26 protein-coding genes are annotated in these 23,354 nt (G+C 65.9%); 23 read left to right on the plus strand and 3 right to left on the minus strand.

What is annotated here, in order from left to right:
- The first annotated feature begins 68 nt into the window (after positions 1-68).
- Positions 69-1,364, plus strand: a complete 1,296-nt coding sequence (locus API01S_RS08300; protein WP_023085361.1) for an ISL3 family transposase — start codon at positions 69-71, stop codon at positions 1,362-1,364.
- Positions 1,365-1,400: 36 nt separating this feature from the next.
- On the opposite strand, the gene API01S_RS08305 is transcribed toward API01S_RS08300, so the two are convergent.
- Entirely contained in the window at positions 1,401-1,865 is a 465-nt protein-coding gene (locus API01S_RS08305; protein WP_010791737.1) for a Rossmann-fold NAD(P)-binding domain-containing protein, read from the minus strand.
- A gap of 47 nt (positions 1,866-1,912) precedes the next feature.
- Here API01S_RS08305 and soxR point away from each other — a divergent pair, with 47 nt between their 5' ends.
- Positions 1,913-2,338, plus strand: coding sequence for a redox-sensitive transcriptional activator SoxR (soxR, locus tag API01S_RS08310; protein ID WP_006226036.1), 426 nt, complete (start codon positions 1,913-1,915; stop codon positions 2,336-2,338).
- A gap of 234 nt (positions 2,339-2,572) precedes the next feature.
- Here the strand turns inward: soxR and API01S_RS08315 are convergent, their stop codons facing one another.
- Complete coding sequence (locus API01S_RS08315) at positions 2,573-2,995, minus strand: MerR family transcriptional regulator (RefSeq protein ID WP_003090234.1); 423 nt, start codon at positions 2,993-2,995, stop codon at positions 2,573-2,575.
- A gap of 143 nt (positions 2,996-3,138) precedes the next feature.
- Here API01S_RS08315 and API01S_RS29165 point away from each other — a divergent pair, with 143 nt between their 5' ends.
- From API01S_RS29165 to API01S_RS08410, 20 genes are all read left to right on the plus strand, one after another.
- The gene (locus tag API01S_RS29165) at positions 3,139-3,573 is read left to right on the plus strand and encodes a hypothetical protein (protein ID WP_079279895.1); all 435 of its coding nucleotides are present in this window, start codon (positions 3,139-3,141) and stop codon (positions 3,571-3,573) included.
- 154 nt (positions 3,574-3,727) lie between these two features.
- Positions 3,728-4,129 carry a hypothetical protein gene (locus tag API01S_RS08325; protein WP_003090236.1) on the plus strand — a complete coding sequence of 134 codons (402 nt, stop codon included), beginning with the start codon at positions 3,728-3,730 and terminating at the stop codon, positions 4,127-4,129.
- A gap of 11 nt (positions 4,130-4,140) precedes the next feature.
- On the plus strand, positions 4,141-4,380 hold the full coding sequence (locus tag API01S_RS08330; protein WP_003090237.1) for a DUF2933 domain-containing protein: 240 nt from the start codon (positions 4,141-4,143) through the stop codon (positions 4,378-4,380).
- Positions 4,377-5,027, plus strand: coding sequence for a methyltransferase family protein (locus tag API01S_RS08335; RefSeq protein ID WP_003090238.1), 651 nt, complete (start codon positions 4,377-4,379; stop codon positions 5,025-5,027). The genes API01S_RS08330 and API01S_RS08335 overlap by 4 nt, the downstream gene beginning before the upstream one ends.
- 1 nt (position 5,028) lies before the next feature.
- On the plus strand, positions 5,029-5,187 hold the full coding sequence (locus API01S_RS29315) for a hypothetical protein (RefSeq protein WP_010791738.1): 159 nt from the start codon (positions 5,029-5,031) through the stop codon (positions 5,185-5,187).
- 10 nt (positions 5,188-5,197) lie between these two features.
- The gene (gene ppk2, locus API01S_RS08340; protein ID WP_003090242.1) at positions 5,198-6,061 is read left to right on the plus strand and encodes a polyphosphate kinase 2; all 864 of its coding nucleotides are present in this window, start codon (positions 5,198-5,200) and stop codon (positions 6,059-6,061) included.
- A 32-nt stretch (positions 6,062-6,093) separates the two neighbouring features.
- Entirely contained in the window at positions 6,094-8,559 is a 2,466-nt protein-coding gene (locus API01S_RS08345) for a heavy metal translocating P-type ATPase (protein ID WP_006226038.1), read from the plus strand.
- Positions 8,560-8,572: 13 nt separating this feature from the next.
- Complete coding sequence (locus API01S_RS08350; RefSeq protein ID WP_023083480.1) at positions 8,573-9,898, plus strand: MFS transporter; 1,326 nt, start codon at positions 8,573-8,575, stop codon at positions 9,896-9,898.
- Positions 9,895-10,506, plus strand: coding sequence for a LemA family protein (locus API01S_RS08355; protein WP_003090252.1), 612 nt, complete (start codon positions 9,895-9,897; stop codon positions 10,504-10,506). The genes API01S_RS08350 and API01S_RS08355 overlap by 4 nt, the downstream gene beginning before the upstream one ends.
- 1 nt (position 10,507) lies before the next feature.
- Entirely contained in the window at positions 10,508-11,413 is a 906-nt protein-coding gene (locus API01S_RS08360) for a TPM domain-containing protein (RefSeq protein WP_023083479.1), read from the plus strand.
- 1 nt (position 11,414) lies between these two features.
- Positions 11,415-11,912 carry a TPM domain-containing protein gene (locus API01S_RS08365; protein ID WP_023083478.1) on the plus strand — a complete coding sequence of 166 codons (498 nt, stop codon included), beginning with the start codon at positions 11,415-11,417 and terminating at the stop codon, positions 11,910-11,912.
- A gap of 25 nt (positions 11,913-11,937) precedes the next feature.
- On the plus strand, positions 11,938-13,299 hold the full coding sequence (locus tag API01S_RS08370; RefSeq protein ID WP_003090261.1) for an MBL fold metallo-hydrolase: 1,362 nt from the start codon (positions 11,938-11,940) through the stop codon (positions 13,297-13,299).
- Entirely contained in the window at positions 13,296-14,849 is a 1,554-nt protein-coding gene (locus API01S_RS08375; RefSeq protein WP_006226042.1) for a thymidine phosphorylase family protein, read from the plus strand. The genes API01S_RS08370 and API01S_RS08375 overlap by 4 nt, the downstream gene beginning before the upstream one ends.
- Positions 14,846-15,745, plus strand: coding sequence for a ribose-phosphate pyrophosphokinase (locus API01S_RS08380; RefSeq protein ID WP_006226043.1), 900 nt, complete (start codon positions 14,846-14,848; stop codon positions 15,743-15,745). Before API01S_RS08375 ends, API01S_RS08380 begins: the two co-directional genes overlap by 4 nt.
- Positions 15,746-15,798: 53 nt before the next feature.
- Positions 15,799-16,443, plus strand: a complete 645-nt coding sequence (locus API01S_RS08385; RefSeq protein WP_006226044.1) for a DUF6629 family protein — start codon at positions 15,799-15,801, stop codon at positions 16,441-16,443.
- Positions 16,440-16,694, plus strand: coding sequence for a hypothetical protein (locus API01S_RS08390; protein ID WP_006226045.1), 255 nt, complete (start codon positions 16,440-16,442; stop codon positions 16,692-16,694). Before API01S_RS08385 ends, API01S_RS08390 begins: the two co-directional genes overlap by 4 nt.
- A complete protein-coding gene (locus tag API01S_RS08395; protein ID WP_006226046.1) occupies positions 16,691-17,722 on the plus strand; it encodes a hydroxyacid dehydrogenase in 1,032 nt (343 codons plus the stop codon). The genes API01S_RS08390 and API01S_RS08395 overlap by 4 nt, the downstream gene beginning before the upstream one ends.
- Positions 17,723-17,808: 86 nt before the next feature.
- A complete protein-coding gene (locus tag API01S_RS08400) occupies positions 17,809-19,341 on the plus strand; it encodes an ABC1 kinase family protein (RefSeq protein ID WP_006226047.1) in 1,533 nt (510 codons plus the stop codon).
- Between the two features lie 27 nt (positions 19,342-19,368).
- Positions 19,369-20,424 (plus strand): type II glyceraldehyde-3-phosphate dehydrogenase, encoded by a 1,056-nt coding sequence (locus API01S_RS08405; RefSeq protein WP_003090274.1) that lies wholly within the window; start codon positions 19,369-19,371, stop codon positions 20,422-20,424.
- The gene (locus API01S_RS08410) at positions 20,421-21,683 is read left to right on the plus strand and encodes an MgtC/SapB family protein (RefSeq protein ID WP_003090275.1); all 1,263 of its coding nucleotides are present in this window, start codon (positions 20,421-20,423) and stop codon (positions 21,681-21,683) included. Before API01S_RS08405 ends, API01S_RS08410 begins: the two co-directional genes overlap by 4 nt.
- A gap of 8 nt (positions 21,684-21,691) precedes the next feature.
- On the opposite strand, the gene API01S_RS08415 is transcribed toward API01S_RS08410, so the two are convergent.
- Positions 21,692-22,522: an SDR family oxidoreductase gene (locus tag API01S_RS08415; protein ID WP_023085362.1), complete on the minus strand. Its 831-nt coding sequence runs from the start codon at positions 22,520-22,522 to the stop codon at positions 21,692-21,694.
- Between the two features lie 105 nt (positions 22,523-22,627).
- Here API01S_RS08415 and API01S_RS08420 point away from each other — a divergent pair, with 105 nt between their 5' ends.
- Complete coding sequence (locus API01S_RS08420; RefSeq protein WP_006226048.1) at positions 22,628-23,230, plus strand: TetR family transcriptional regulator; 603 nt, start codon at positions 22,628-22,630, stop codon at positions 23,228-23,230.
- Positions 23,231-23,354 lie beyond the last annotated feature (124 nt).

The following is a 23,354-nucleotide window of genomic DNA, read 5'->3' on the forward strand; positions in this document are numbered from 1 at the left end:
GGCAAGTCGCAGAGCGGCTTGTCCACATGCCCATGCGGCCTTGTAGTGCATGAACTGGAGGCTGTCTCGTGAGCGTTGGAGTTGAAACGCTGTTTGCCAGCGCGTTGGGTTTGGTTGCGCCGTGGGAGGTGGCCAAGGTGGATCTGGACACAGCCAAGCGGCGCATAGACTTTGAGGTGCGCTGCAACGCCAAGTTGCTCAGTTGCCCGCACTGCAACACCCCGGCGCAAGGCATCCATGACCGCCTTCGCCGCTCGTGGCGACACCTTGATTTTTTCCAGTTCGAAGCCTGGCTGCACGCCGATGTGCCGCGGGTGGCCTGCACTGGCTGCGGCAAGACCACGCAGGTGGGTGTGCCCTGGGCTCGCGAAGGCTCTGGCTTTACGGCGCTGTTTGAAGCCTTGGCGTTGTCGCTGTGCCGTGAGCTGCCGGTGCGGCAAGCCGCTGCACTGCTGCGTTGTGCCGACAAGCCCCTGTGGCGGCGCATTGAGTACTATGTTCAACAGGCCCGCGCAATCGACGACATGAGCGAGGTACGTACCGTGGGCATCGACGAGACAAGCCTGCGGCGTGGGCAGCACTACATCACTGTCGTGCACGATCTGGCTGCCAAGCGCCTGCTGTTTGCCACCGAAGGGCGCAGCCACCACTCCGTGTTGGACTTTGCCCAAGACCTCAAGGCCCATGGCGGCGATCCGGCTGTCGTGCATCACGTCTGTCAGGACATGAGTACTGCCTACACCAAGGGGGTGGGCTTGGCGCTGCCGGCAGCTGCCATCAGCTACGACCGCTTCCATGTCGTCAAGATGGCCATCGAGGCCATGGACGAAGTGCGACGAACCGAATGGCCCGATCAGCCCCATGCCGTGCACGCGGCCTTGGGCGGCACGGACCGCAAAGTGCTCAAGGGCCTGATGTGGGGCATGCGCAAGAACCCACCTGCCTGGAGCGGCCAACAGATCAGCGCCATGCACTGGCTGCAGCACTCCACGCTGAAATCTGCGCGGGCGTGGCGCCTGAAGATGGCCCTGCGCGAGGTCTATGGCGCAGCGCTCAAGCACAACGACCCCAGGCAGGCTCAGGCAGATCTGAGCGCCTGGTTGAGCTGGGCCACACGCTCGCGGCTGGAGCCCTTCAAGAAACTGGCCAAGACCTTGAAGACCCACTTCGCTGGCGTGATCAGCGGCATGCTGGACAACCGATCCAATGCCTTCGTCGAAGCCATGAACGGCCTGTTGCAGCAGGCCAAACGCGCCGCACGAGGCTTCCGAACGGCAGGCAACTTCATCGCCGTCGCATACCTTCGCATGTCCAAGCTGGCCCATCTGCCTGATCACCCATTCACCCCAGCCTCAGCAAAATGAAGCCGGGCGGTTCCACACAAAACGGCATAGAGCCTCTCAAAGCCGGGGGGTGCTGGTGGACAACAGCAAATCGAGGCGGTGTTCGACCAGCACCGCCTCGATGCTGCGCGGCGGCTGACCGGTCATCTGCTCGATGACACCGTCGGAGAACGGCGCCAGCCCGCGTTTGGACACCTCTTCGATGATCAGCGCCTCTCGCACCGTGGATTTCGGAAAGCCCGAGACCTGCAGATGCAGCGCCAGGGCTTCCTCACTGACGGGCACCAGGTCGATGCTGGCTCCGAAGATGATATTGATGCTGTTCACCAGCGCCTCGGCGGTGAGAGCCTGCGGGCCGGTGATCGCCAGCTCTCCGGGCGGAACAGGGTCCGCCCGCAGTACCGCCGCAGCGGTGCGCGCCACGTCCTCGCCCGCCACGTAAGGCAGTCTGCCTTGCGGCGCTGAGCAAAACCATTTCCCGCACCGAAGCGCCAGGATGATCCGCGGAAACAATCGCTCCATAGGCCAACTCACCCGCAAGACTGACAAGGCTAGGTTGCGAGCCTCGCATGACGGTTGGAGAGGTGTCACAGCGCAGCGGCCTGCCCGTATCCACGATCCACTTCTACGAGTCCAAGGGCCTGATCCAGAGCGAACGCACGTCCGGAAATCAGCGGAGATACTCGCCCGCTATCTTGAGGTATCTGGCCATCGTCAAAGTCGCGCAGCGGGCCGGACTATCGCTGGACGAAGTGCTCGACGCTCTCGGGCAGTATCAGCCGGGCGTTCATCTGACTGCTGCGCATTGGCGCCGTGTGGCGTCTAGGTGGCGTGAAGACCTTGACGACCGCATTACGCAGTTGATGCGGCTGCGGGACGAACTCGGGGGATGTATCGGGTGCGGTTGTCTCTCTCTCAAAGAGTGCCCGTTGCGTAATCCGGGCGACATACTCGCAGGCCAGGGGCCCGGTGCGCGTATCCTTGAGCGAGAATAGGCGGGACTTGTGAGATTGACAGTCGACTGAGTGGATCGCGCCGGCAGGGTCGACGTAGGGCGATGTATCCGCTACGCCGACCGCCGCAGTTCACGTCGTCTAAGTCGGCCGTGAGATTGCTGAAAATTCATTCGGCATTTTTGTGCAGCGAACAGTCCGCACGACCATTACCAACGAAGTGCGACAGGCCTCGTTCGCTTTCCTTGGGTCTCGTCTGTTCCTCACAGCGCGCAATCATTCGGACGTATTCAAAGGCCCCATGAGCGCAGCAATGATAGGGCAAGGAAGCGCCTCTCCCGTGTCTTCGCACCTCTCCAGCATGTCTCTCAGAGCGCCTCGCATGCGCTGAAGGTCGCCAACCTTCTCATCGATCTGGTCAAGGCGCCGCCGTGTCACCGTCTGAATAGCCCGGCGATTCCGCCCATCCTCCAGATCCAAGAGCGACTTCACCTCGTCCAGCGAGAACCCAAGGCTCTGAGCGCGCTTGATGAAGCCGATCCGCTGGATCATCGAAGCGGGGTAGCGCCGGAAGCTGCCGGCGTTCTTCGGGATCGGCAACAGGCCGCGTCCCTGGTAGTAGCGGATTGTCTCCACGCCGACGCCAGCGACCTTCGCCAGCCTGCCAACCGTCATCCAATCACCCAAACCTTCGTTCATCGAGCGATCCACTGTCTATTCACAAGCAACACAGAATAACGCAGTACCGCGTAGTTGACCCTTGCCTCCATTTGATCCAAGTCAATTTCCCGCAGCTCAGTTGGGAATAGGATCACAGGTGTCAATGGGTCAATAGGCCGCACATGCGCACACTTCTCAACCACCGCAGGATTCGCGCCATCGCGTGGATGGTGCTCGGGGTATGGCTGTTTGCGCTCGGGGCCGGGGTGGCCAATGCCTGCCTTCTGGAGTCTCCGCAGCAACATCGGCATGCTGTCGGGTATGAGCATGTCCCATCGTCCGGGCATGGAAATCATGAAGGCCTCCATGGTGAGCACGAAGAAGGTTCCCACGACCCGTCGAAGGCCCCGTGCCTGAAGCTCTGCGGCGACGTCAACCAGTCCGCCATTCAGAAAGCACCAACCTTCGCGTTCGACCTCGTCGGTTTGGCGCCTCCCGCCTATGGAGACCAGCTGCTGGCTCCGACGTTGGCTCTGCGAGCCATCCCATCGAGGGGTCACCAGCGACCACCTCCCAAGCGGCCGTCGTGGCTGCTGTTCGAGCGTCTCGCGCTGTAGCGCCTCCTTTGAGTTGCCGTGTCGGTCACACCCGGCGCACAACTCATAAGCCTTGACTCTGTACCCGACTACGGAGTTTTCATAGGGCTTTGTCCGCTTGCGGCGACATCGGTTTCGCCCCAATGGCAGGCACCCGCGGCTAAAGGAGAGAGAAATGAAATTCACGCATTCGATCGCGGCCATCGTTGGCGCCGCACTGGTCACCTTGTCTGCGTTCGCGCAGGACAACCATCAGGCCCATCACCCCGCAGGTGCGAGTCCGACCGCGGCCGAGACGCCAAGGGCGCCGACCACCGAGGGCATGGATGCGCAACTGAAGTCGATGCAGGCCATGCACGAACGGATGGTGGCTGCGAAGACGCCTGCGCAGCGCAAGGCGCTCATGGCCGAACACATGCAGGCCATGCGGGCTGGCATGGCGATGATGGGCGCAATGAAGGATGGAGCCGAGTCGGCGCCGACAGCTGAGCGGCAGCAAATGCTCGAAATGCGCATGGACATGTGCCAGTCCATGATGCAGATGATGATGGACCGGATGCCTGAGCCGGCGAAGTGAGGAGGACGACCATGACAACTTCTCACCGCACCGGTCCAAGGTTTTCGCGCTCGCGATGGTTCCTGGGCTTTCTGGTCTTCCTGGCCGTGAGCATCTACATGCTGCTGACGGAACACCGCGGGCACTACCTGGCCGCGCTGCCACTGGTCCTCCTGGCGACTTGCGTCATCGCTCATGTGCTGATGCATCGCCATGCCGTACCAGGCGACGGTAGCAAGGCGAATCCACCGTACCCGGGAGAGCGCAAATGAACCACGATGCGCCCGCTTATGGGCTTTGGCTGCTCGTCCTCGTGAACTCGGCGGTCTTCATCATGTTCGCCTTCAGCTTCTTCAAACCGCAGACCTCGCGCGACTGGAGAACCTTCGGGACATTCGCAGCGTTCATTGTTGCCTTGTTCGTCGAGATGTACGGCTTTCCGCTGACGCTGTACGTGCTGTCCGGCTGGCTTCAGACCAAGTATCCCAGTCTGGACTTGCTGTCGCACAACAGCGGCCATCTCTGGTCGACCCTGCTGGGCGAGAGCGGCGACCCTCACTTCAGCCCGCTTCATATCGCGAGCTACATCTTCATCGGGGGCGGCTTCTGGCTTCTGTCGAGCGCCTGGACGGTGCTCTACCACGCGCAACGGCACGCCCAACTTGCCGTGAGCGGCCCATACGCCAGGATTCGGCACCCGCAGTATGTGGCCTTCGTGGCGATCCTTTTCGGCTTTCTGCTGCAGTGGCCGACGCTGTTGACGCTGCTGATGTTCCCCTTCCTCGTCGTGATGTATTCGAGGCTGGCTGTCAACGAGGAGAAGGACATGCGCAAGCAGTTCGGCGCCGAGTTCGACGCCTATGCCGCGCGCACGCCGCGCTTCCTTCCCTCCCTCTCGGACACGCGCCAGCGAGGCTGACATGAAGAAGACCCGCTGGCGTCAGCGCATCAATCGACCGTACCTGGCTGCAGCCTACGGACAAGGCGATGGCTGCGGCTCCCGCTCGGATGCGGACATGAGCGCCGCGCCCCGCCGGGCGTCGACACACGCAATGCTGATCGCCTGCGACCAGACCTAACGGAGAACCCATGGCAAAGAACAAGAAGGGCGCCAAAGGCGCCAAGCACAAGGCCGATGTGGACGGCACCGGCACTGCCCACGGCTCAGCGCGCGACGAGACAGCGACACGCTCGATCGGCCGCGAGGACTACGAAGCACAGTTGCACATGCTGCAGATCGAACTGGTGAAACTGCAGCGGCATTTCATCAAATGCAACGACCGTATCCTGATCCTCTTGGAGGGAAGGGACGGCGCAGGCAAGGACGGCAGCATCAAGCGGCTGGTCGAACACCTGAGTCCTCGGGAAACACGGGTCGTCGCGCTAGGAAAGCCCTCCGACCGGGATCGCACGGGCTGGTACTTCCAGCGCTACGTCCCGCACCTGCCAGTTGGCGAAGAGCTCGTGGTGTTCAACCGCAGTTGGTACAACCGTGCGGGCGTGGAACCGGTGATGGGCTTCTGTACCGCCGAGGAGCACGAGGAATTCATGAACTCAGTGCCCAAGTTCGAGGAGATGCTGGTCAACTCCGGTATCAAGCTGCTGAAGTATTACCTCGACATCGGCAAGAAGGAGCAGAGCCGCCGGCTCGGGGAACGCCGCCGTGATCCCCTCAAACAGTGGAAGTCGAGCCCGGTGGATGCCGTCGCGCTGAAGCACTGGGACGGCTATACACGGGCGCGCGACGAGATGTTCATGCGCACCCATACGGCCGCGGCGCCCTGGTCTGTCGTGCACGCCGACAACAAACGGTTGGCGAGGCTCAACCTGATCAGAGACATCCTCTCCCGGCTGCATTACGCCGGCAAGAAGCACAAGGTCATCGCTCCCGACCGGGAGATCGTCTTCGAGTTCTCGCAGGACTGCCTGGACTCGGGCCGACTCGCTCGTTGAGACCACGAACACAGCGAACAGGAAGAACAGCCATGAAGTCGATCAACGTTGAAGTCGGAGGGCTCGTATCGAGCCTGAGCGCGGAGGGAGTACGCCGCAAGCTGCTGCAGCTTCCCGGCGTCCATCATGCAGATGTCAACTATGTTGCGGGAAGCGCAACGGTCCATCTCGATGAGGGACAACTCAGTGTCGAGGATCTGCGCCAGCGCATCGCCGAATGCGGCTATCACTGCCGTGGCGAGCAGACGCCCAAGCACGTGTGCGCGCCCGCCGCTGGCGTCTCTGCCGACCCCAGCCATGCGGTGCACGGCCATCACGGCGCACCCGCACGTCAGGCGCAAGAGATGGGGCATGAGGGGCACCACGCGCATGCCCCCGCCACGGCCGCACGCGCGAAGGCTGCGGCCACGACGCCCGCCGCCCATGCTGCGCACCAGGCCCACGCAGGCGACCCTGCGATGGACGACATGATGCACGACATGGGCCACGGGTCGGGCTCGATGCAGGACATGGCTCGGGACATGCGCAATCGCTTCTTCGTGGCCCTGGTCTTCGCCATTCCCGTGTTCTTCTATTCCCCGATGGGGAAGATGTTCGGCGACTTCCAGACGCCGTTCGGGCTGGACGACAAGCTCTTTCTTTTCTTCCTCGCAAGTGCCGCGATCATCTATCCAGGTTGGCCTTTCTACGTGGCGGCGTGGCGCGCGCTGCGCAACGGCGTCGCCAACATGGCCACGTTGGTCGTGCTGTCGGTGGGCACCGGCTACCTGTTCAGCATCGGCGCGACCTTCTTCTACGAGGGTGAGGTGTTCTATGAAGCGGCATCGGTGCTGCTGGTCTTCATCCTGCTGGGGCACTGGCTGGAGATGCGCGCCCGCGCGGGCGCATCCGACGCGATTCGCGCGTTGATGGATCTCGCCCCACCCATGGCCACGGTCGTGCGCAACGGGGTGGAGACCAAGGTACCGACCGCCGAGGTTGCAGCCGGGGAACTGGTCGTGATCAAGCCCGGCGACAAGATCCCGGTGGATGGCGAGATCGTCGAGGGCGCGTCGCAAGTGGACGAGTCGATGCTGACGGGCGAGTCCATGCCGGTCAAGAAGGGCGTGGGCAGCACCGTCGTAGGCGCCAGCATCAACAAGAGCGGGAGCTTTCGCTACAAGGCCACGAAGGTCGGCGCGGACACGGCCTTGGCGCAGATTGTCAAGCTGGTCCAGGAGGCCCAGAACTCGAAGGCCCCCGGCCAGCTGCTGGCCGACCACGCATCCCAGTGGCTGGTGCTGGCGGCGATCGTGATTGGCCTGCTGACCTTCAGCGTCTGGTACTGGGTGATGGGACAGACATTACTGTTCGCACTCACCTTGACCATCACCGTGTTCGTGATCGCATGCCCTGATGCGCTGGGGCTGGCCACCCCGATGGCCATCATGGTCGGGACCGGGCTGGGCGCAATGAACGGCATTCTCTTCAAGAATGCGGCCGCATTGGAGAACGCCACCAAGTTGACGGTCGTGGTGTTCGACAAGACCGGCACCTTGACACTGGGGCAGCCCGATGTCGTCGAGATGGTGGCCGCGCCCGGTGTCGAGGAGACGCGGCTTCTGGCGACGGCCGCCGCGGTGGAGAAGTTCTCCGAGCACCCCCTCGCGCTCGCAGTGCTCAAGCGTGCGGGAGACATGCCGACGGAGGTCACCGAGAACTTCACCAACATCGATGGGCAAGGCGCACGGGCCACTATCGGGGGCGAGACGGTGCTCCTGGGCAACCGGCTGCTGATGCAGTCGGAACAGGTGGATCTGGCTCCCCTTGCCAGCGAGGCGGCGCGGCTGCAAGGCGGGGGGCGCACTGTGGTCCACGTCGCGCGCGGTGGCCGGCTGATCGGCCTCATCGCGATCGCCGATGCCGTGCGGCCGACCTCGCGCGAGACGATCGCCAAGCTGCAGGCACGCGGCGTGAAGGTCGCGATGCTGACCGGCGACAACCAGGCGACCGCCGAGCGCATCGGCAAGGAACTGGGCATCGACATCGTGCTTGCGGATGTGTTGCCCGGGCAGAAGGCCTCCAAGATCAAGGAACTGCAGCAGCAGGGTCACAAGGTCGGCATGGTCGGCGACGGCATCAACGACGCTCCGGCGCTGACGCAGGCCGACGTGGGCTTTGCGATTGGCGCGGGGACGGACGTTGCGATGGAAAGCGCCCAGGTGGTGTTGATGAAGAGTGACCCCTACGACGTGGTCGGGGCCATCGAACTGTCCCGGGCGACGCTGCGCAAGATGCACCAGAACCTCTGGTGGGCCGTGGCCTACAACGTGATCGCCTTCCCGCTGGCGGCCGGGGTGCTGTATCCGTTCACCTTGTCGCCCGAGGTCGCTGCATTGTCCATGTCGGGCAGTTCCGCGATCGTCGCGATCAATGCGCTGATGCTCAAGCGCACGCGCCTGCCGGGGATCAAGCGCGTGACGTCGCGTGCCAGTGTCCCAGCGGCCGCGTCAGCCTGAGCGGCGGGCCACCATGGTAGAGAGCCGCGCCATGCGATCACCGCGCGAATCCGGGCCCACCCGCCAGCAAGACCTCGGCGTCGCGCAGCTGGGTTGGCTCGCTGCGGCCGTATTCGTCGTCTCGGCCGGATATGGGGCACTGATGCCCTTGATCCCCGACTGGCTGCGGCCCTTGATGGGCGACGCGGATCCTGCGGCGCTTGCGCGCCATGTCGGCTACCTCAGCGGCATCTACACGGCGGGCATCCTGCTGGGTGCGCCCCTGTGGGGCATGCTGGCGGACAGGCTGGGGCGTGCCCGCGTGTTGCTGGTGGGCCTGATCGGCTACGTGGCCAGCCTGCTCCCGCTGCTGCGCCCCGAGTCCCTGGGCGTGGTCGGCATCTATGCGCTGCGCGGCGCGACGGGCTTTTTTGTGGCCGCGGTCGTGCCGGTGGTGCCGGCGCTCGTCGCGCAGTACACCCCAGAATCGATTCGCGCCAGGCGCTTTGCATGGCTGGGTGCGATGTCGCTGCTCGGGTTCCTGTTCGGCCCCGGCCTGAACGCCGCTGCAGAACGGCTTGTCGGCCTGGGCTTCTTGAGCGTGCTGGTACAGGGCTCATCGACCACGCTCGTGATCGCACTCTCGGCCGCGCTCGGCGCGCTGATGATGCTGGGCCTGGCCGCAACGCTTCCCGCACCTTCCTCCCTTGGAGAGGCGGACGCAGCCGATCACGACGGAGCACCCCGGAGCCGCTCCCTGGCGCTCTGGATTCTCAACGGTGTGATCATGTTCGTGCTTGCCGGCTTTGAACTCGGCATCGTGCTGCAGGGCCAGCGCCACCCCGATCTCTCCTCCCGAGAGGTGTCGTTGATGTTCGCCGAGTGCAGTCTGGTGATGCTGGGCGTCAACGCGGTGCTGTTCTTCACCGGCCTGCTGGAGCGCGCCGACCCACGCCGCGTACTGGCCTGCGGCATGGTCCTGGGCATCGCCGGGCTCCTGATGCTGGCCCGCCATGGCAGCGAGATGTGGCTGTACGTCGGCGTGAGTTTCACGGCTGCGGGCACGGGTCTCGTGCTCCCCACCCTGGCCTACCTCGCTGCCGGCACCTCGGCGCGGCGGCTCGGTATCGCGATGGGAGGGCTCGCCGCGGCAGCCGGCCTCGGACAAACACTGGGATCGGCCGCCACCGGATGGCTATTCGGCGCTGTGATGCAGAGCACCTTTGCGTGGCTGTCGATTCCACTGGCCGCCACCCTCGCGCTGCTGCTCATTCCGCGGCATTGGTGGCCAGCCAACCCCGTCCTGGTGAGCGCTTCACCGTCCCGCACTTTTCTCACTTCCACGGAAACCGAACCATGAGACTGATCCTGATGTCCCTGCTCGCAGCGCTTGCCCTGTCGCTGAGCGGATGCGGCTACAACGACTTCCAGCGGCTGGACGAGCAGACCAAGTCCGCCTGGTCCGAGGTGCTGAACCAGTACCAGCGGCGCGCCGACCTGATCCCCAACATCGTCGCGACCGTCAAGGGCGAGACCAACTTCGAGCAGGAGACGCTGACCCGGGTGGTCGAGGCCCGCGCGAAGGCGACCTCGATCCAGGCCACGCCGGAACTCGTCAACAACCCCGAGGCGTTCCAGAAGTTCCAGGCGGCACAGAGCGAACTGTCCGGCGCGCTGAGCCGGCTGCTGGTGGTGAGCGAGAACTACCCGCAACTCAAGGCGAACCAGGCTTTTCAAGACCTGCGTGCCCAACTTGAGGGCACGGAGAACCGCATCACCGTGGCGCGTGGGCGCTACGTGAAGGCGGTGCAGGATTACAACGTGCTCACGCGCAGCTTCCCGACCAACATCACGGCCAAGCTGTTCAGCTACGTCGTCAAGCCCAATTTCTCGGTCGCCGACGAGAAGGCCATGGCGGCGCCGCCACAGGTCGATTTCGGCGCCTCGGCGCCGGCGGCGCGCCCCTGACATGAGAACGCCCAGAACAGTGGTGCTCTCTCCGGCGGCCCCTCTTCGGCTGGCCCACGCTCTGGCCTGGCTGCTGCTGAGCCTGTTCCTTTCGGTCGCGTCCGCGCAGGAGTTGGTCGCCGTTCCTCCGCTGCAGGCGCGCGTCACCGATCTCACGGGAACGCTCGCCGCCGATCGTGTCGCCGCGCTGGATGCGCAGCTTCGGGCCTTCGAGCAACGCAAGGGCGTGCAGATCGCCGTGCTGATGGTCCGCTCGACGCGGCCCGAACCCGTCGAGCAGTACGCCCTGCGGGTGGTAGAGCAATGGAAGCTCGGCCGTCGCAAGGTGGACGACGGCGCGTTGCTCCTGGTGGCCAAGGACGACCGCACCGTGCGCATCGAAGTCGGATACGGCATCGAGGGTGCGCTGAGCGACGTGGTATCGCGGCGCATCATCGACGAGGTGATCACGCCGCGCCTGCGCCAGGGCGATTTCGACGGCGGCATCGCCGCAGGCGCCGAACAGATCATGCGGGTGATCGATGGCGAGGCCCTGCCTGCGGCGGACCCACGGCGGCAGGGGCAGACCAACGACATCGGGCAGGCCTGGCCCTTCCTGTTCGTCGCGGCCCTGATGCTGGGCGGAGTGCTACGCAACGCCCTCGGCCGCCTTCCAGGCTCCCTGGTCACGGCTGGCGTGCTGGGTGCCGCTGCGTGGCAGTTGGTGGGCACCTTCGCGGTGGCCGCGGTGGCTGGACTGGCGGGATTCCTCGTCACGCTGCTGGGCATCGGCATGGGTGGCCACGGCGGCATGCACGGGCGCCACCGGGGAGGCGGCTGGCCGGGCGGAGGATTGGGCGGTGGTGGCGGTGGATTCCGCGGCGGCGGCGGCGGCTTCGGTGGCGGCGGCGCGTCAGGACGGTGGTGAGATGAACATGCAACGACTTCTTCGCCACCTTGCGACCACGGATCGCGCAGTCCGCCGCGCCTTCCCCCCGTGCGCGCTGGATGCGATCGAGCAGGCCATCCGCACGGGAGAGTTCCAGCATGGGGGCCAGCTGCGCTTCGTGGTCGAGGGTGCGCTGGACGGATCGCCACTGTGGCGCAACCAATCGCCGGGCGAGCGGGCGCTGGACCTGTTCGCACGCCTGGGTGTGTGGGATACGGCGCACAACAGCGGCGTCCTGATCTACGTGCTGCTGGCCGACCGGGCCGTGGAGATCGTGGCCGATCGCGGCATCCATGCCTGTTGCGGTGCCGAAAGGTGGTCGGCTGTGTGCCAGCGCATGGAAGCCCAGTTTGCGCAGGGACGCTTCGAGGCCGGAGCCCTGGAAGGCATCGTGGCCGTCAGCCACCTGCTGGTGCAGCACTTTCCGCGGGGCGCGGACCACGGCAACGAGTTGCCGGATCGGCCGGTCCTTCTTTGAACGACAACATCCTTGGAGACCTACCATGCAACTTCAATTTCTGGGTGCCACCGGCACCGTGACCGGTTCCAAATACCTGCTGCGCCATGGCGACGCGACCATTCTGGTGGACTGCGGCCTGTTCCAGGGATTCAAGCAGCTGCGCCTGCGCAACTGGGAGCCGCTGCCGGTCGCGCCCAAGACCGTCGACGCGGTCGTGCTCACCCACGCCCACATCGACCACAGCGGCTACCTGCCACTGCTGGCGCGACAAGGCTTTCGCGGCCGGGTTTACTGCACGTCCGCGACGCACGAGCTGTGCAAGATCCTGCTCACCGACAGCGGCCATCTGCAGGAGGAAGAGGCGAAGTTCGCCAACCGGCACGGTTTCTCCAAACACCAGCCCGCGCTGCCGCTGTACACCCGTGAGGACGCCGAGCGCTGCCTGAAGCTGTTCGCGCCACGTCCGTTCTCTCAGGACTTCGAGGCGCTGCCCGGACTCACCGCGCGGTTGACGCCTTCCGGGCACATGCTCGGCTCGGCCTTCGTGCACCTCAACGACGGCCGGCGATCCGTGCTCTTCTCCGGCGACATCGGCCGGCCCAACGACCCGGTGCTGCGCCCGCCGGTGCAGGTCCCCGGCGCCGACTACCTGCTGGTGGAATCCACCTACGGCAACCGCAAGCATGAAGCGTCCGACGCACTGGCGCAGCTGGAGACTGTCATCAACAAGACGGCCGCCCGTGGAGGGGTCGTGGTCATCCCAGCGTTCGCTGTCGGCCGAGCGCAGAGCCTGATGTACGGCATCTACCAGCTCAAGAAGCAAGGGCGCATCCACCAGCACCTGCCCGTGTACCTGGACAGCCCGATGGCCATCGATGCCACACGGCTGTACCACGCCCATCGCGACGAGCACCGGCTCTCGCCCGAGGAATGCGAGGGCATGTGCCATGCCGCGAAGATCGTCAACAAGGTCGAGGAGTCCAAGGCGCTCAGCGCCGGTCGTGGACCGATGGTCATCATCTCCGCCAGTGGCATGGCCACGGGAGGACGCGTGGTGCACCACCTCAAGTCATTCGCGCCCGACCATCGCAACACCATCCTGTTCGCCGGCTACCAGGCGGGCGGCACCCGTGGCGCCGCGATCGTGCACGGCGCGTCCACCGTCCGCATCCATGGCCAGGACGTGCCGATCCGCGCCGAGGTGGCCTCGCTCGACAACCTTTCCGCCCACGCCGATGCCGACGAGATCCTCGCGTGGATGCGCGGCTTCACGCAAACACCGCGCCGAACCTTCGTGACCCACGGCGAGCCGGAGGCGGCCGATGCGCTGCGCGCGCGGATCGACCATGAACTGGGCTGGTCGGTTGCCGTGCCCGAGTACCTGCAGACGGTGGATCTGGTATGACGGCGCACCTGCACGAGACCGGCACCGGCACCGGCACCGGAGAGGATGGCGTGAACACGCTGCAGGCGTGGCGCACCGGCATCGACACCCATCAGGAGCCGGTGGTCTACATGCGGCGCGACTGCCCTGTCTGCCAGTCGGAGGGTTTCACGACCCAGGCGCGCGTGCAGCTGACGGCCGGCCGCCGCAGCATCGTGGCGACGCTCAGCGTCGTCGATGGGGATTGGCTGGCCGAGAACGTCGCTGGCCTGTCCGAATCGGCATGGGCGTCGCTGGGGGCGCAGCCGGGCCAGCTGGTCACGGTGACCCATGCACCGCCGCTGGATTCGCTCAGCCATGTCCGAGCCAAGGTCTACGGCAATGCCCTGGGCGATGCCGAGTTCAGCGCCATCATCTCCGACGTCGCGGCGGGCCATTACTCTGACCTGCATCTGGCCACCTTCATCACCGCCTGCGCCGGCGATCGCCTGGACCTCGCGGAGACCGTCTCGCTCACGAAAGCCATGATTGGCGTCGGTGACCGCATCGATTGGGGGCGCCCGCTGGTGGTGGACAAGCATTGCGTCGGCGGCCTGCCCGGCAACCGCACGACCCTGCTCGTGGTGCCCATCGTGGCCGCCTGCGGCCTCACGATGCCCAAGACCTCCTCGCGCGCCATCACCTCGCCGGCCGGGACGGCCGACACAATGGAGGTGCTGGCGCCGGTGAACCTGGATGTGCGGAGCATGCGGCGCGTGGTCGAACGCACGGGCGGCTGCATCGTCTGGGGCGGCTCGGTACGGCTCAGCCCCGCCGACGACATCCTCATCCGCGTCGAGCGGCCGCTGGACCTGGACAGCGAGGGCCAGCTCGTCGCCTCGGTCCTGTCCAAGAAGGCCGCTGCGGGCTCGACCCATGTGCTGATCGACCTGCCCGTGGGTGCCACCGCCAAAGTGCGCAGCGCGCAGGCCGCGGCGGCGCTCGGTCGGCGCCTGCAGGAGGTGGGCAGCGCCATCGGCCTGCACGTGGCCTTGCGCGTCACCGATGGTGAGCAGCCGGTCGGCCGCGGGATCGGCCCGGCACTGGAGGCCCGCGACGTGCTGGCCGTCCTACAAGGGACGCCCGAGGCCCCGGCCGACCTGCGGGAGCGAGCGTTGCGGCTGGCGGCGGACATCCTCGAAATGGGCGGTGCAGCGCCCGCCGGCGGCGGCCTGACGCTCGCCACGCAGGTGCTGGCCGACGGCCGCGCCTGGGCCACGTTCCAGGCGATCTGCGCTGAGCAGGGCGGCCTGCGCAGCATCCCGGTGGCAACGCATCGGCACACCGTCGCATCGCCGTCCACGGGACGGGTCTCCCGAATCGACAACCGGCTGCTCGCGCGGGCGGCCAAGCTCGCCGGAGCACCGACCGCCGCTGCCGCCGGCATCGACGTGCATGCGCGCCTGGGCGACCAGGTCGAAGCGGGACAGCCGCTCTTCACGCTGCACGCCCAGGCGCCGGGCGAGCTGGCCTATGCGCTGCAGTTCGTCCGCTCGCGCCCACCGATCTTCCAGATTTCGGAGAACCTATGAAACCTCTCGTTTTTCACCTGCCGGGCGACGAAGACTTCGCCGATGGACTGATCCGGGCGTTGGGCGCGCAGCGGGCTGCCCTGCAACTGCACCGGTTCCCGGACGGCGAGTCGCTGGTGCGGCTGGACGCCGACGTCACCGGCCGCACCGTCGTGATCGTGGCCAGCCTGGCACAGCCGGACGCCAAGGCGCTGCCCTTGTTGTTCGCCGCGGACGCAGCGCGCGACCTCGGCGCCACCCGCGTGTTGCTGGCTGCCCCGTACCTGGCGTACCTGCGTCAGGACCGGCGCTTCAACACGGGCGAAGCCATCACGTCCCGCACGTTTGCTGCGCTGGTGTCGACGGTGTTCGACGGTATCGTCACCGTCGATCCCCATCTGCACCGCTACCGCTCGCTCGGCGAGGTCTACCGGGTGCCGACCCGTGTGGTCCAGTCCGCGCCCGCCATCGCGGCCTGGGTCGCAGCCCATGTGGACCGTCCCGTGTTGATCGGACCCGATGCGGAAAGCGAGCAATGGGTCCAGGAAGTCGCGCGCTTGGCTGGCGCGCCGTTCACGGTGTTGCAGAAGATCCGCCGGGGCGACAAGGACGTGGAGGTCAGCCTTCCCGACACCGCGGCCCTGGCAGACCGCCAGCCCGTGCTCATCGATGACATCGTGTCCAGCGCGCGCACGATGATCCAGGCAATCGCCAGTGTGCGCAGCGTGGGATTGCCGCCACCGGTGTGCATCGGGGTGCACGCCCTGTTCGCCGCCGACGCGTACCACACACTTCTTGCGGCAGGGCCCCAGCGGGTGGTGACCTGCGACACCGTGCCGCATGTCTCCAACGGCATCAGCGTGGTGGCACCGCTGGCGACAGCGGTGCAGGAACTGATGGAAGCCGGCGCGCCATGAGCCGCTGCGCCACGCTCGTCATGACGCTCACGATCGAGGGGAGATGACTGCCCATGTGCTTTTCCGCACCCGCCAGTTTCACGGCCGCAGCGGTTCTGCTGGGCCTGGGGACCGTCACCATGCGCCGGGCCCGCTCACGGCGCGAACTGCCGTATGCCGCCATCCCGCTGCTGTTCGGCGTCCAGCAACTGCTCGAAGGCATGCTGTGGCTGACGTTCCCCGACCGCGCGCCCTTGCTGAACGTGGCGCTGACGCATCTCTACTCGTTCTTCTCGCACGTCCTGTGGCCGATCTACGTCCCGCTGGCTGCGCTGGCGCTGGAGAGCGTCCGTTGGCGCCGTCGGGTTCTGGTGGCCATTGCAGTCGCGGGCGCGCTCGTCGGTCTGTACCTGCTGGCGATGCTGGTGAAGCTGCCCATCACGGCCCGCGTGGTCGGCCAGCACATCCTCTACGACTCTCCGCACTTCTACGTGATGACCACGATGGCCCTGTATCTGATCGGCACCTGCGCAAGCCTGATGGTTTCTAGCCACCGGCGCGTGGCGGCTTTTGGGGTGGCCGCCTTTGTCTCCGCAATCGCCGCCTACATGTTCTATGCAACCTGGTTCATCTCGGTGTGGTGCTTCTTTGCCGCTGGGCTCAGCTTCATCGTGCTGTGGCAGTTCCGTGAGCCCCGAGCGAGGCTGGCCGTGCCATGACGAATCCTCCGGCCAGATTCAAGCCCGCACTGGCCTACGCGGACTGCGGCCGCACGCAGGGCCCGATGCGCTGCGCGGCGTTCTTCACGGTTCAGTTGCTCGACGGATTCGAGACCATGCGCGATGCGGTCGCCGGCCGGCTGCCGACGGTGTTCGCGCAAGCGGAACTCGCGCAAGGCACCAAGACCGGGCATTTCATCGCCGCGTTCTGCATCCTGTCCCTGCACCGGGTAATCGAGGAGGGCTCATGACCGCACAAAACCGTCTGTCCGTTCTGTTCTCCGACATCGCACCGGCGGACCAGGCCGCGCTGCAGCAACGGCTTCCGACCCACTGGCACGCGCACTTCGTCCAGAACGAACGCCTGGTGGTATCCGATGTCGGCGATGAAGACACCGAGGTGCTGTGCGTCTTCGTGCGCACGCGCGTTGACGAATCGGTGCTCCGGTTGCTGCCGCGCGTGCGGCTCGTGGCAACGCGCTCCGCGGGCTTCGATCACATCGACCTGCAGGCTTGCCGCCGACGCGGCATTGCCGTGTGCCACGTGCCGGACTATGGGTCTGCCAGCGTCGCCGAACATGCCTTCGCGCTGCTGCTGGGCGTGGCTCGCCATCTGACACAAGCCCACGAGCGGGCGCGCCAAGGTTCTTTCGCTTACCGCGGCCTCACCGGCTTCGAGCTGGAAGGAAAGACGCTGGGCATCGTCGGGCTGGGCCGGATCGGGCGCCACGTGGCCCGTATCGCCCTGGGGTTCGGCATGGAAGTTCTCGCTTACGACCCGGCCCTCGCCCAATCGCTCGACATCACGGCAGCACCCATCGCCGGCGTCCGCGTGGTGACGTGGGAGCAGATCCTGCAAAGCAGCGATGTTCTGAGCCTTCATGTTCCGGCCACGCAGGCCACGCACCACCTTCTCGATGGCCAGGCCTTCGCGCGCGTGAAACCGGGCATGGTACTGATCAACACGGCACGGGGTGCGCTCATCGACGAGGCCGCCCTGCTGCACGCACTGGAGGCAGGTACCGTCGCCGCAGCAGGTCTGGACGTGCTGGAACAGGAAGGGGATCTGTCTCCCGAAGTGCCCACGGGCTGCGGCGGACTGGGTTGCGATACCGGCTGGTCGGCATCCAGCCCACTGCTGACGCATCCGCGTGTGCTCGTGACACCGCATGTCGGGTTCAATACGTCGGAGGCGATCGCGCGCATCCTCGACGAGACCATCTCGAACATCGCAGCCTGGCATGCGGGCCGCCTGCGCAACAGGTTGGATGAGCCATGACGCGACCGAACCGCCCCGTTTCCACCGTGCGTCTTGCGGGCCGCCCAACGCAACGCTCGGCGCTGCGCCGGGCCACGCAGATCGCTATGGCCCTGAGCGGGTTCCTGCTCTGGGTGGCCTGGCACCGGGGCCTGATGCGCTGCGATACCCACCGGGCGGCCGACCGCTTCGCCGAAGTGCTGCAGCGATTGGGCACGACCTTCGTGAAGCTGGGCCAGCATCTCAGCCTGCGGGCCGACATTCTGGCGCCCGATGCGCAAGAGGCTCTGGCCAGCCTGCAGGCCAATGTGGCGCCGTTTCCTCCCGAGCAGGCGGTCCAGGAGGTCGAGGCGGCGCTCGGCCGCCCATGGCAGCAGGTCTTCGCACGCTTCGACATGCACGCGCTCGCCGCGGCCTCGATCGCCCAGATTCATCGTGCAGCCCTGCCGGACGGGACGGAAGTGGTGGTGAAGATCCGCCGCCCTGGCGCGGCCGAGCAGGCCGAGACCGACATGCGCATCCTGCGCCGCATCGTCCTGGTCATGCAGGGGCTCGTGCCCTCGCTGCGTCGCTGGGGGCTGGCAGCCATCGTGGACGAGGTTGCGGCCAACTTCCGCTACGAGATGGATTTGTCGCGCGAGGCAGCTTCCGTGCGACGTTTCGCCGACGCCTGGCGCGGCTCTGCCGACATCGTGATCCCCGACGTGGTGGACGGCCTGTGCACGCCGACCGTCATGGTCCAGCAGTTCAGCCACGGAGCTCACCTGCACGGTCTGCCTTCGCCCACCGCGGTGGCGGCCGCGGGCAAACTCGTGGACAGCTACGTCGCCCAGATCTTCCGCGATGGCTTCTTCCACGGCGACCCCCATCCCGGCAACGTCTTCGTGATGGACGATGGCCGCATCTGCCTGCACGACTTCGGCATCGTGGGCCGGGTCGACGGCAACATGCGGCGGGCGCTGGTGGCGTTCGCCCTGGCCTTCGTCGAGCAGGATGCCGAATGGGTGGTCGATGCCTGGCTCGACCTGGGCCTGCTCGGCGACGGCACCGATCGGGCCGTGTTCGTGCCTGTCGTGCGTGCCCTGGTCGCAGACTGCGCACAGAGGCCGCTGAAGGACTGGTCGCTCTCAGGTGCTCTCGCGCAGCTCGTGGCGGCGGGCCGGACCCAGGAAGTCCGGCTGCCCAGGGACCTCCTCGTGCTCACGCGTACCCTGTTGTTGCTCGAAGGGACGGTGCGCCTGCTGGCACCCGAGTTTTCCATCATCGAAGCCATCTCTCGCCACACGACCACGGGCGTCTTCGACGAGCCCAAGTCTGCGGCATCGCAGCGTCTGCCATATGAACTGGGGAACGCGGCCCACGCCCTGCCCTCCCTGATGGCGCGGCGTCTGCACAGCGTCTTGCGGCAGGGTGACCTGCTGCAACTGTCGATCAAGCCGGATGCCAGGATGCTGAGCGGGATCGACCGCCTCGGCCGTCGCGTCGCGCTGGCGCTCGTGACGCTCGGCCTGTACATCGCATCGAGCTTGTTGATGCAGCACGGCGTGGGCCCGCGCTGGGGCGACATGCCGGTACTCGCGCTGCTGGGCTATGCGCTGGCGATCCGGTTCACGTTTTCCATCGCGCGCAGCCGCGGCTGAGGCGCCTCATCAAGCAAGGAGTCAGGCATGAACAAGGTCAGAGTGGCGGTGAACGGATACGGTGTGATCGGCAAGCGGGTGGCGGATGCGGTCGCACTCCAGGAGGACATGGCGCTAGCCGGCGTCGCGGATGTGGTGCACGACTATCGCCTGCAGGTGGCCGCGCAGCGCGCTTTCCCGATTTACGCGGCGACCGCTGAAGCCGCACAATCGATGCGTGCTGCGGGGCTTCCTGTCGCGGGCGATCTGGCCGACCTGCTCGCCAACGCGGACGTCGTGGTCGATTGCACACCCAAGAAAGTCGCCGCGGTCAACAAGAGGGCGTACGACGCTGCCGGTGTGAAGTCCATCTTCCATGGCGGCGAGTCCCACGCGTTGACCGGTCATTCGTTCGTCGCGCAGGAGAACTACGCAACCGCGATCGGCCGCACCTCCACCCGGGTGGTGTCCTGCAACACGACGTCGATCGTGCGCACCCTGGGGGCGCTTCGGACAGCGGGCCTGCTCAAGCGAGCCCGCGGGACGCTGATCCGCCGGGCTTCCGACCCGTGGGAGGCGCATGCGGAGGGCATCATCAACACGCTCGTGCCGGAGAAGACGATCCCCAGCCATCAGGGACCGGACGCGCGCACTGTGATCCCGGACCTGGACGTCGTCACGATCGCGGTCAAGGCGCCGCACAACAGCAGCCACCTGCACACCTGGTGGGTCGAACTGACGAGGCCGGCCACGCGCGACGAGGTGCTGGCTGCCTTTCGCGCTGCGCCACGGATCGCGTTCGTGCGATCCTCGGATGGTCTCGTGGCCCTCAACAGCACGGTGGAACTGATGGCCGATCTCGGCCGCCCGCGCGGCGACCTGTGGGAGGTCGCGTTGTGGGAGGACGTGCTTTCGGTCGATGGCGATCAGGCGTACTACACCTACCAGGTCTTCAACCAGGCGATCGTAATCCCCGAGACCATCGATGCCATTCGCGCCTTGAGCGGCATCGAGACCGATCTCCAGGTGTCGATGGCGCGCACCGATGCTTCGCTGGGACTGCAGCGTGATTTCATCCGTGACCGCGTCCAGGTTAGACGATGAGTGAATTCGATGATCCCGCGCTGGTCGGGCTCGGGCTGGCACTCGCTTCGGGACTTCTGATCGGCCTGGAACGGGGATGGCAGCAACGCGAGCGGCCCGAGGGACATCGCGTCGCGGGCGTTCGCACCTTTGCGCTGATCGGCCTGCTCGGCGGCCTTGGCGGGCTGCTGGCCCAGCGCTGGGGAGCCGGCATGCTCATCGCGCTGCTCGTACTCGTCGGGGTGTATCTGGTGGTGGGCTACCTGGTGACGGCGCATATGCATGCCGTGATGGGACTGACCACGTCCGTCGCCGCCCTTGCGACTTTCGCCATCGGGGCGCTGGCGACCAGTGGCGCTTGGCACGTTTCGGCGGTCGCCGCCGTGGTCGTGCTGGCGCTGCTGCGTTTCAAGCAGCTCTTGCACGCCGGCGTCGGCAAGCTGTCCGAGGCGGAGATCAGCAGCGGCACGCAGTTGCTGTTGATCAGCGTGGTCGTACTGCCCGTACTCCCTGATCGTGGCTTTGGCCCCTATGAGGCGTTGAATCCCTATCGCCTTTGGTGGGCCGTTGTCCTGCTGGCAGTGCTGTCGTTCGCTGGGTTCGTCCTGATGCGCTCGCTCGGCAGGAAACGAGGGCTGGTATTCACAGCGCTGCTCGGCGGGATCGTGTCGAGCACCGCCACCACGGCCACGTTGGCGCGCTGGGCCGGGCAGACGCCAGGCTGGCGTCCACTGGCAGCGGCGGGGGCGGCGCTCGCCTGCGCAGCCATGTTTGCGCGCATGGCGGCTCTCGTCGCCATCGCAGCCCCCGGCATCGGCTGGGACCCGGTGGTCATCTTCGTGGCCATGGCCGTGGCTGGCGGTGTTCTGGGGACGTTCCTGGCGGCGCGGTCGCCCGCCGACGACTTGCCCGAACTTCAGCTTGGCAACCCATTGCAGCTGCGCTCCGCGCTCCAGTTCGCAGCCTTCCTGGCCGCGGTGATGCTGGCAGGCCGCTTTCTTGCCGATCGCTTCGGGGATGCTGGCGTCATGCTGACCGCCGCTGCCTCGGGTCTGGTGGACGTCGATGCGATCACGCTCTCGATTGGCCGCCTGGTGACCGAGGGCGCCGTCACCGCCGCTTCGGCCACCCTGGCCTTGTTCATCGCCGCATCCGTCAATCAGGTCACCAAACTTGTCCTGTTGATGTCGCTGGCCGGTAGGGCGCTCGCATGGAGAGTGCTGCCGTCGTACGCGGCCATGGCTGCTGCTGGCTTTGCCGTCGCCCTGGGCTTGACCTGAAACAGCGATCAGCTATCGAAGGCCACCGATCGCGCCAGACTCTCCTGCGCTTCAAGAGCAGACAGCCTGCCCTTGAGCGCCGCCTGGATGACGCCGAAGGCGTCACCGCCCAGCGCCACCCGAAGCGGTGGCTTCTCGCTCGTGGCCGTGTCGAAGATCCGGTGCGCGATCTTCTGCGGATCGAGCGTGTACAACTCGTCACCCGCGTTCTCGAACATCGCGCGAATCTGTCCAGCAGGCGTGTCCTGATAGGCGGGGTTCGCCAGCGCGTACTGCAAATTGCGGCTGAAGCTCGTGCGTGCGCCGCCCGGTTCAATGAGTGTGACGAAGACCCCAAACCCCTCCAGTTCCTGGCGAAGGCATTCGCTGAAGCCTTCCAGACCCCATTTCGCGGCGTGGTAAAGACTGCTGGTCGGCAGGGAGCCTTGGCCACTGGCGCTGGAGATTTGGATGATCCGACCGGCTCGCCGTGTGCGCATGGCGGGAATGAAGGCCCGCGTGACGTGCACCGGCGCCAGCAGGTTGAGGCTGATCTGCCCTTCGATGTCCGCGTCGGAAAACTCTTCGGTGGCGCCGATGATGCCGCCGCCGGCGTTGTTGACCAGGACATCGACCGGGCGGCGGGCCTCGGCGCGCTGGACCACGGGTGCGATGTCCCCCTTCACGGTCACGTCGAGCCGTTCGACAACGAGCTGGTCACCGTAGCGTGCTGCCAGGTCGTTGAGCGTCTCGGGACGCCTGACGGTGGCCGTGAGGTCATCCCCCGAAGCCAGGATGATTTCGGCAAGATGGCGACCGATGCCGCTGGATGCGCCGGTGAGGAACCAATGTCTGGACATAAATGCACTCCTGTGATTTACTTACCAACTAGTTTGTAAGTTGATGGCACCCGTGTCAAGCGATGATGGGCGCTCGGGTGAAATGTTGTTGAGGAGTAACGGCCCATGGCCAAGAGACGTCCCGCCGAGACCCAGCAAATGCTGCTGGATGCTGCGCTGGGGGAATTTGCCGAGAACGGGCTGGCGGGGGCACGAATTGACCGGATCGCGGCGGCTGCAGGCATCAGCAAGCCGATGCTTTATGTCCATTTCGGGGACAAGGAGGCTCTCTTCGACGCCGTGCTCAGCCGGGAAATCCTCGCCGCGGCGCAGGACGAGCGCTTCGATGCGGACGATCTTCCCGGCTATGCGGGGCGCACCTACGATTTGCTCACCGAGCGGCCGCACCTATGGCGGCTCATGACCTGGTTCCACCTGGAGCGAGGCCAAGAAGTGCTCCTGCTCCCCGCCGGTCACAGCGTACTGGAAGCCAAACATGCGGCCATCACCGCTGCCCAGGCGGAAGGACGCATCACCGCGGATTTCACGCCTGATGAGATCGTGCGACTGGTAGCGACGATCGTGCAAACGTGGTGCATGGCACCGGCGGCGAGGGATTCGCAGGAGCACGAGGCGCGCAGACGGGCGATTCAGTTGGCGATTGCGCGGATGCTTTCGCCTGGCAAATCCCCTCTCCAGCGCGGGAAAATAGTTGACGCCTCGCGCTGAACGCCCGGACAAGGAAGTGCTACTTGGCACGGGAGGACGACATTCAGGCGCGACGTGGCCATCGGTCCCACAGCCATTCGTCAGACATCCGAACCCAGTGCGACCTGGCAACGCACATGAAGAA

The organism is Achromobacter piechaudii NBRC 102461, assembly GCF_001571245.1.
Classification (GTDB): Bacteria; Pseudomonadota; Gammaproteobacteria; order Burkholderiales; family Burkholderiaceae_B; genus Achromobacter; species Achromobacter piechaudii.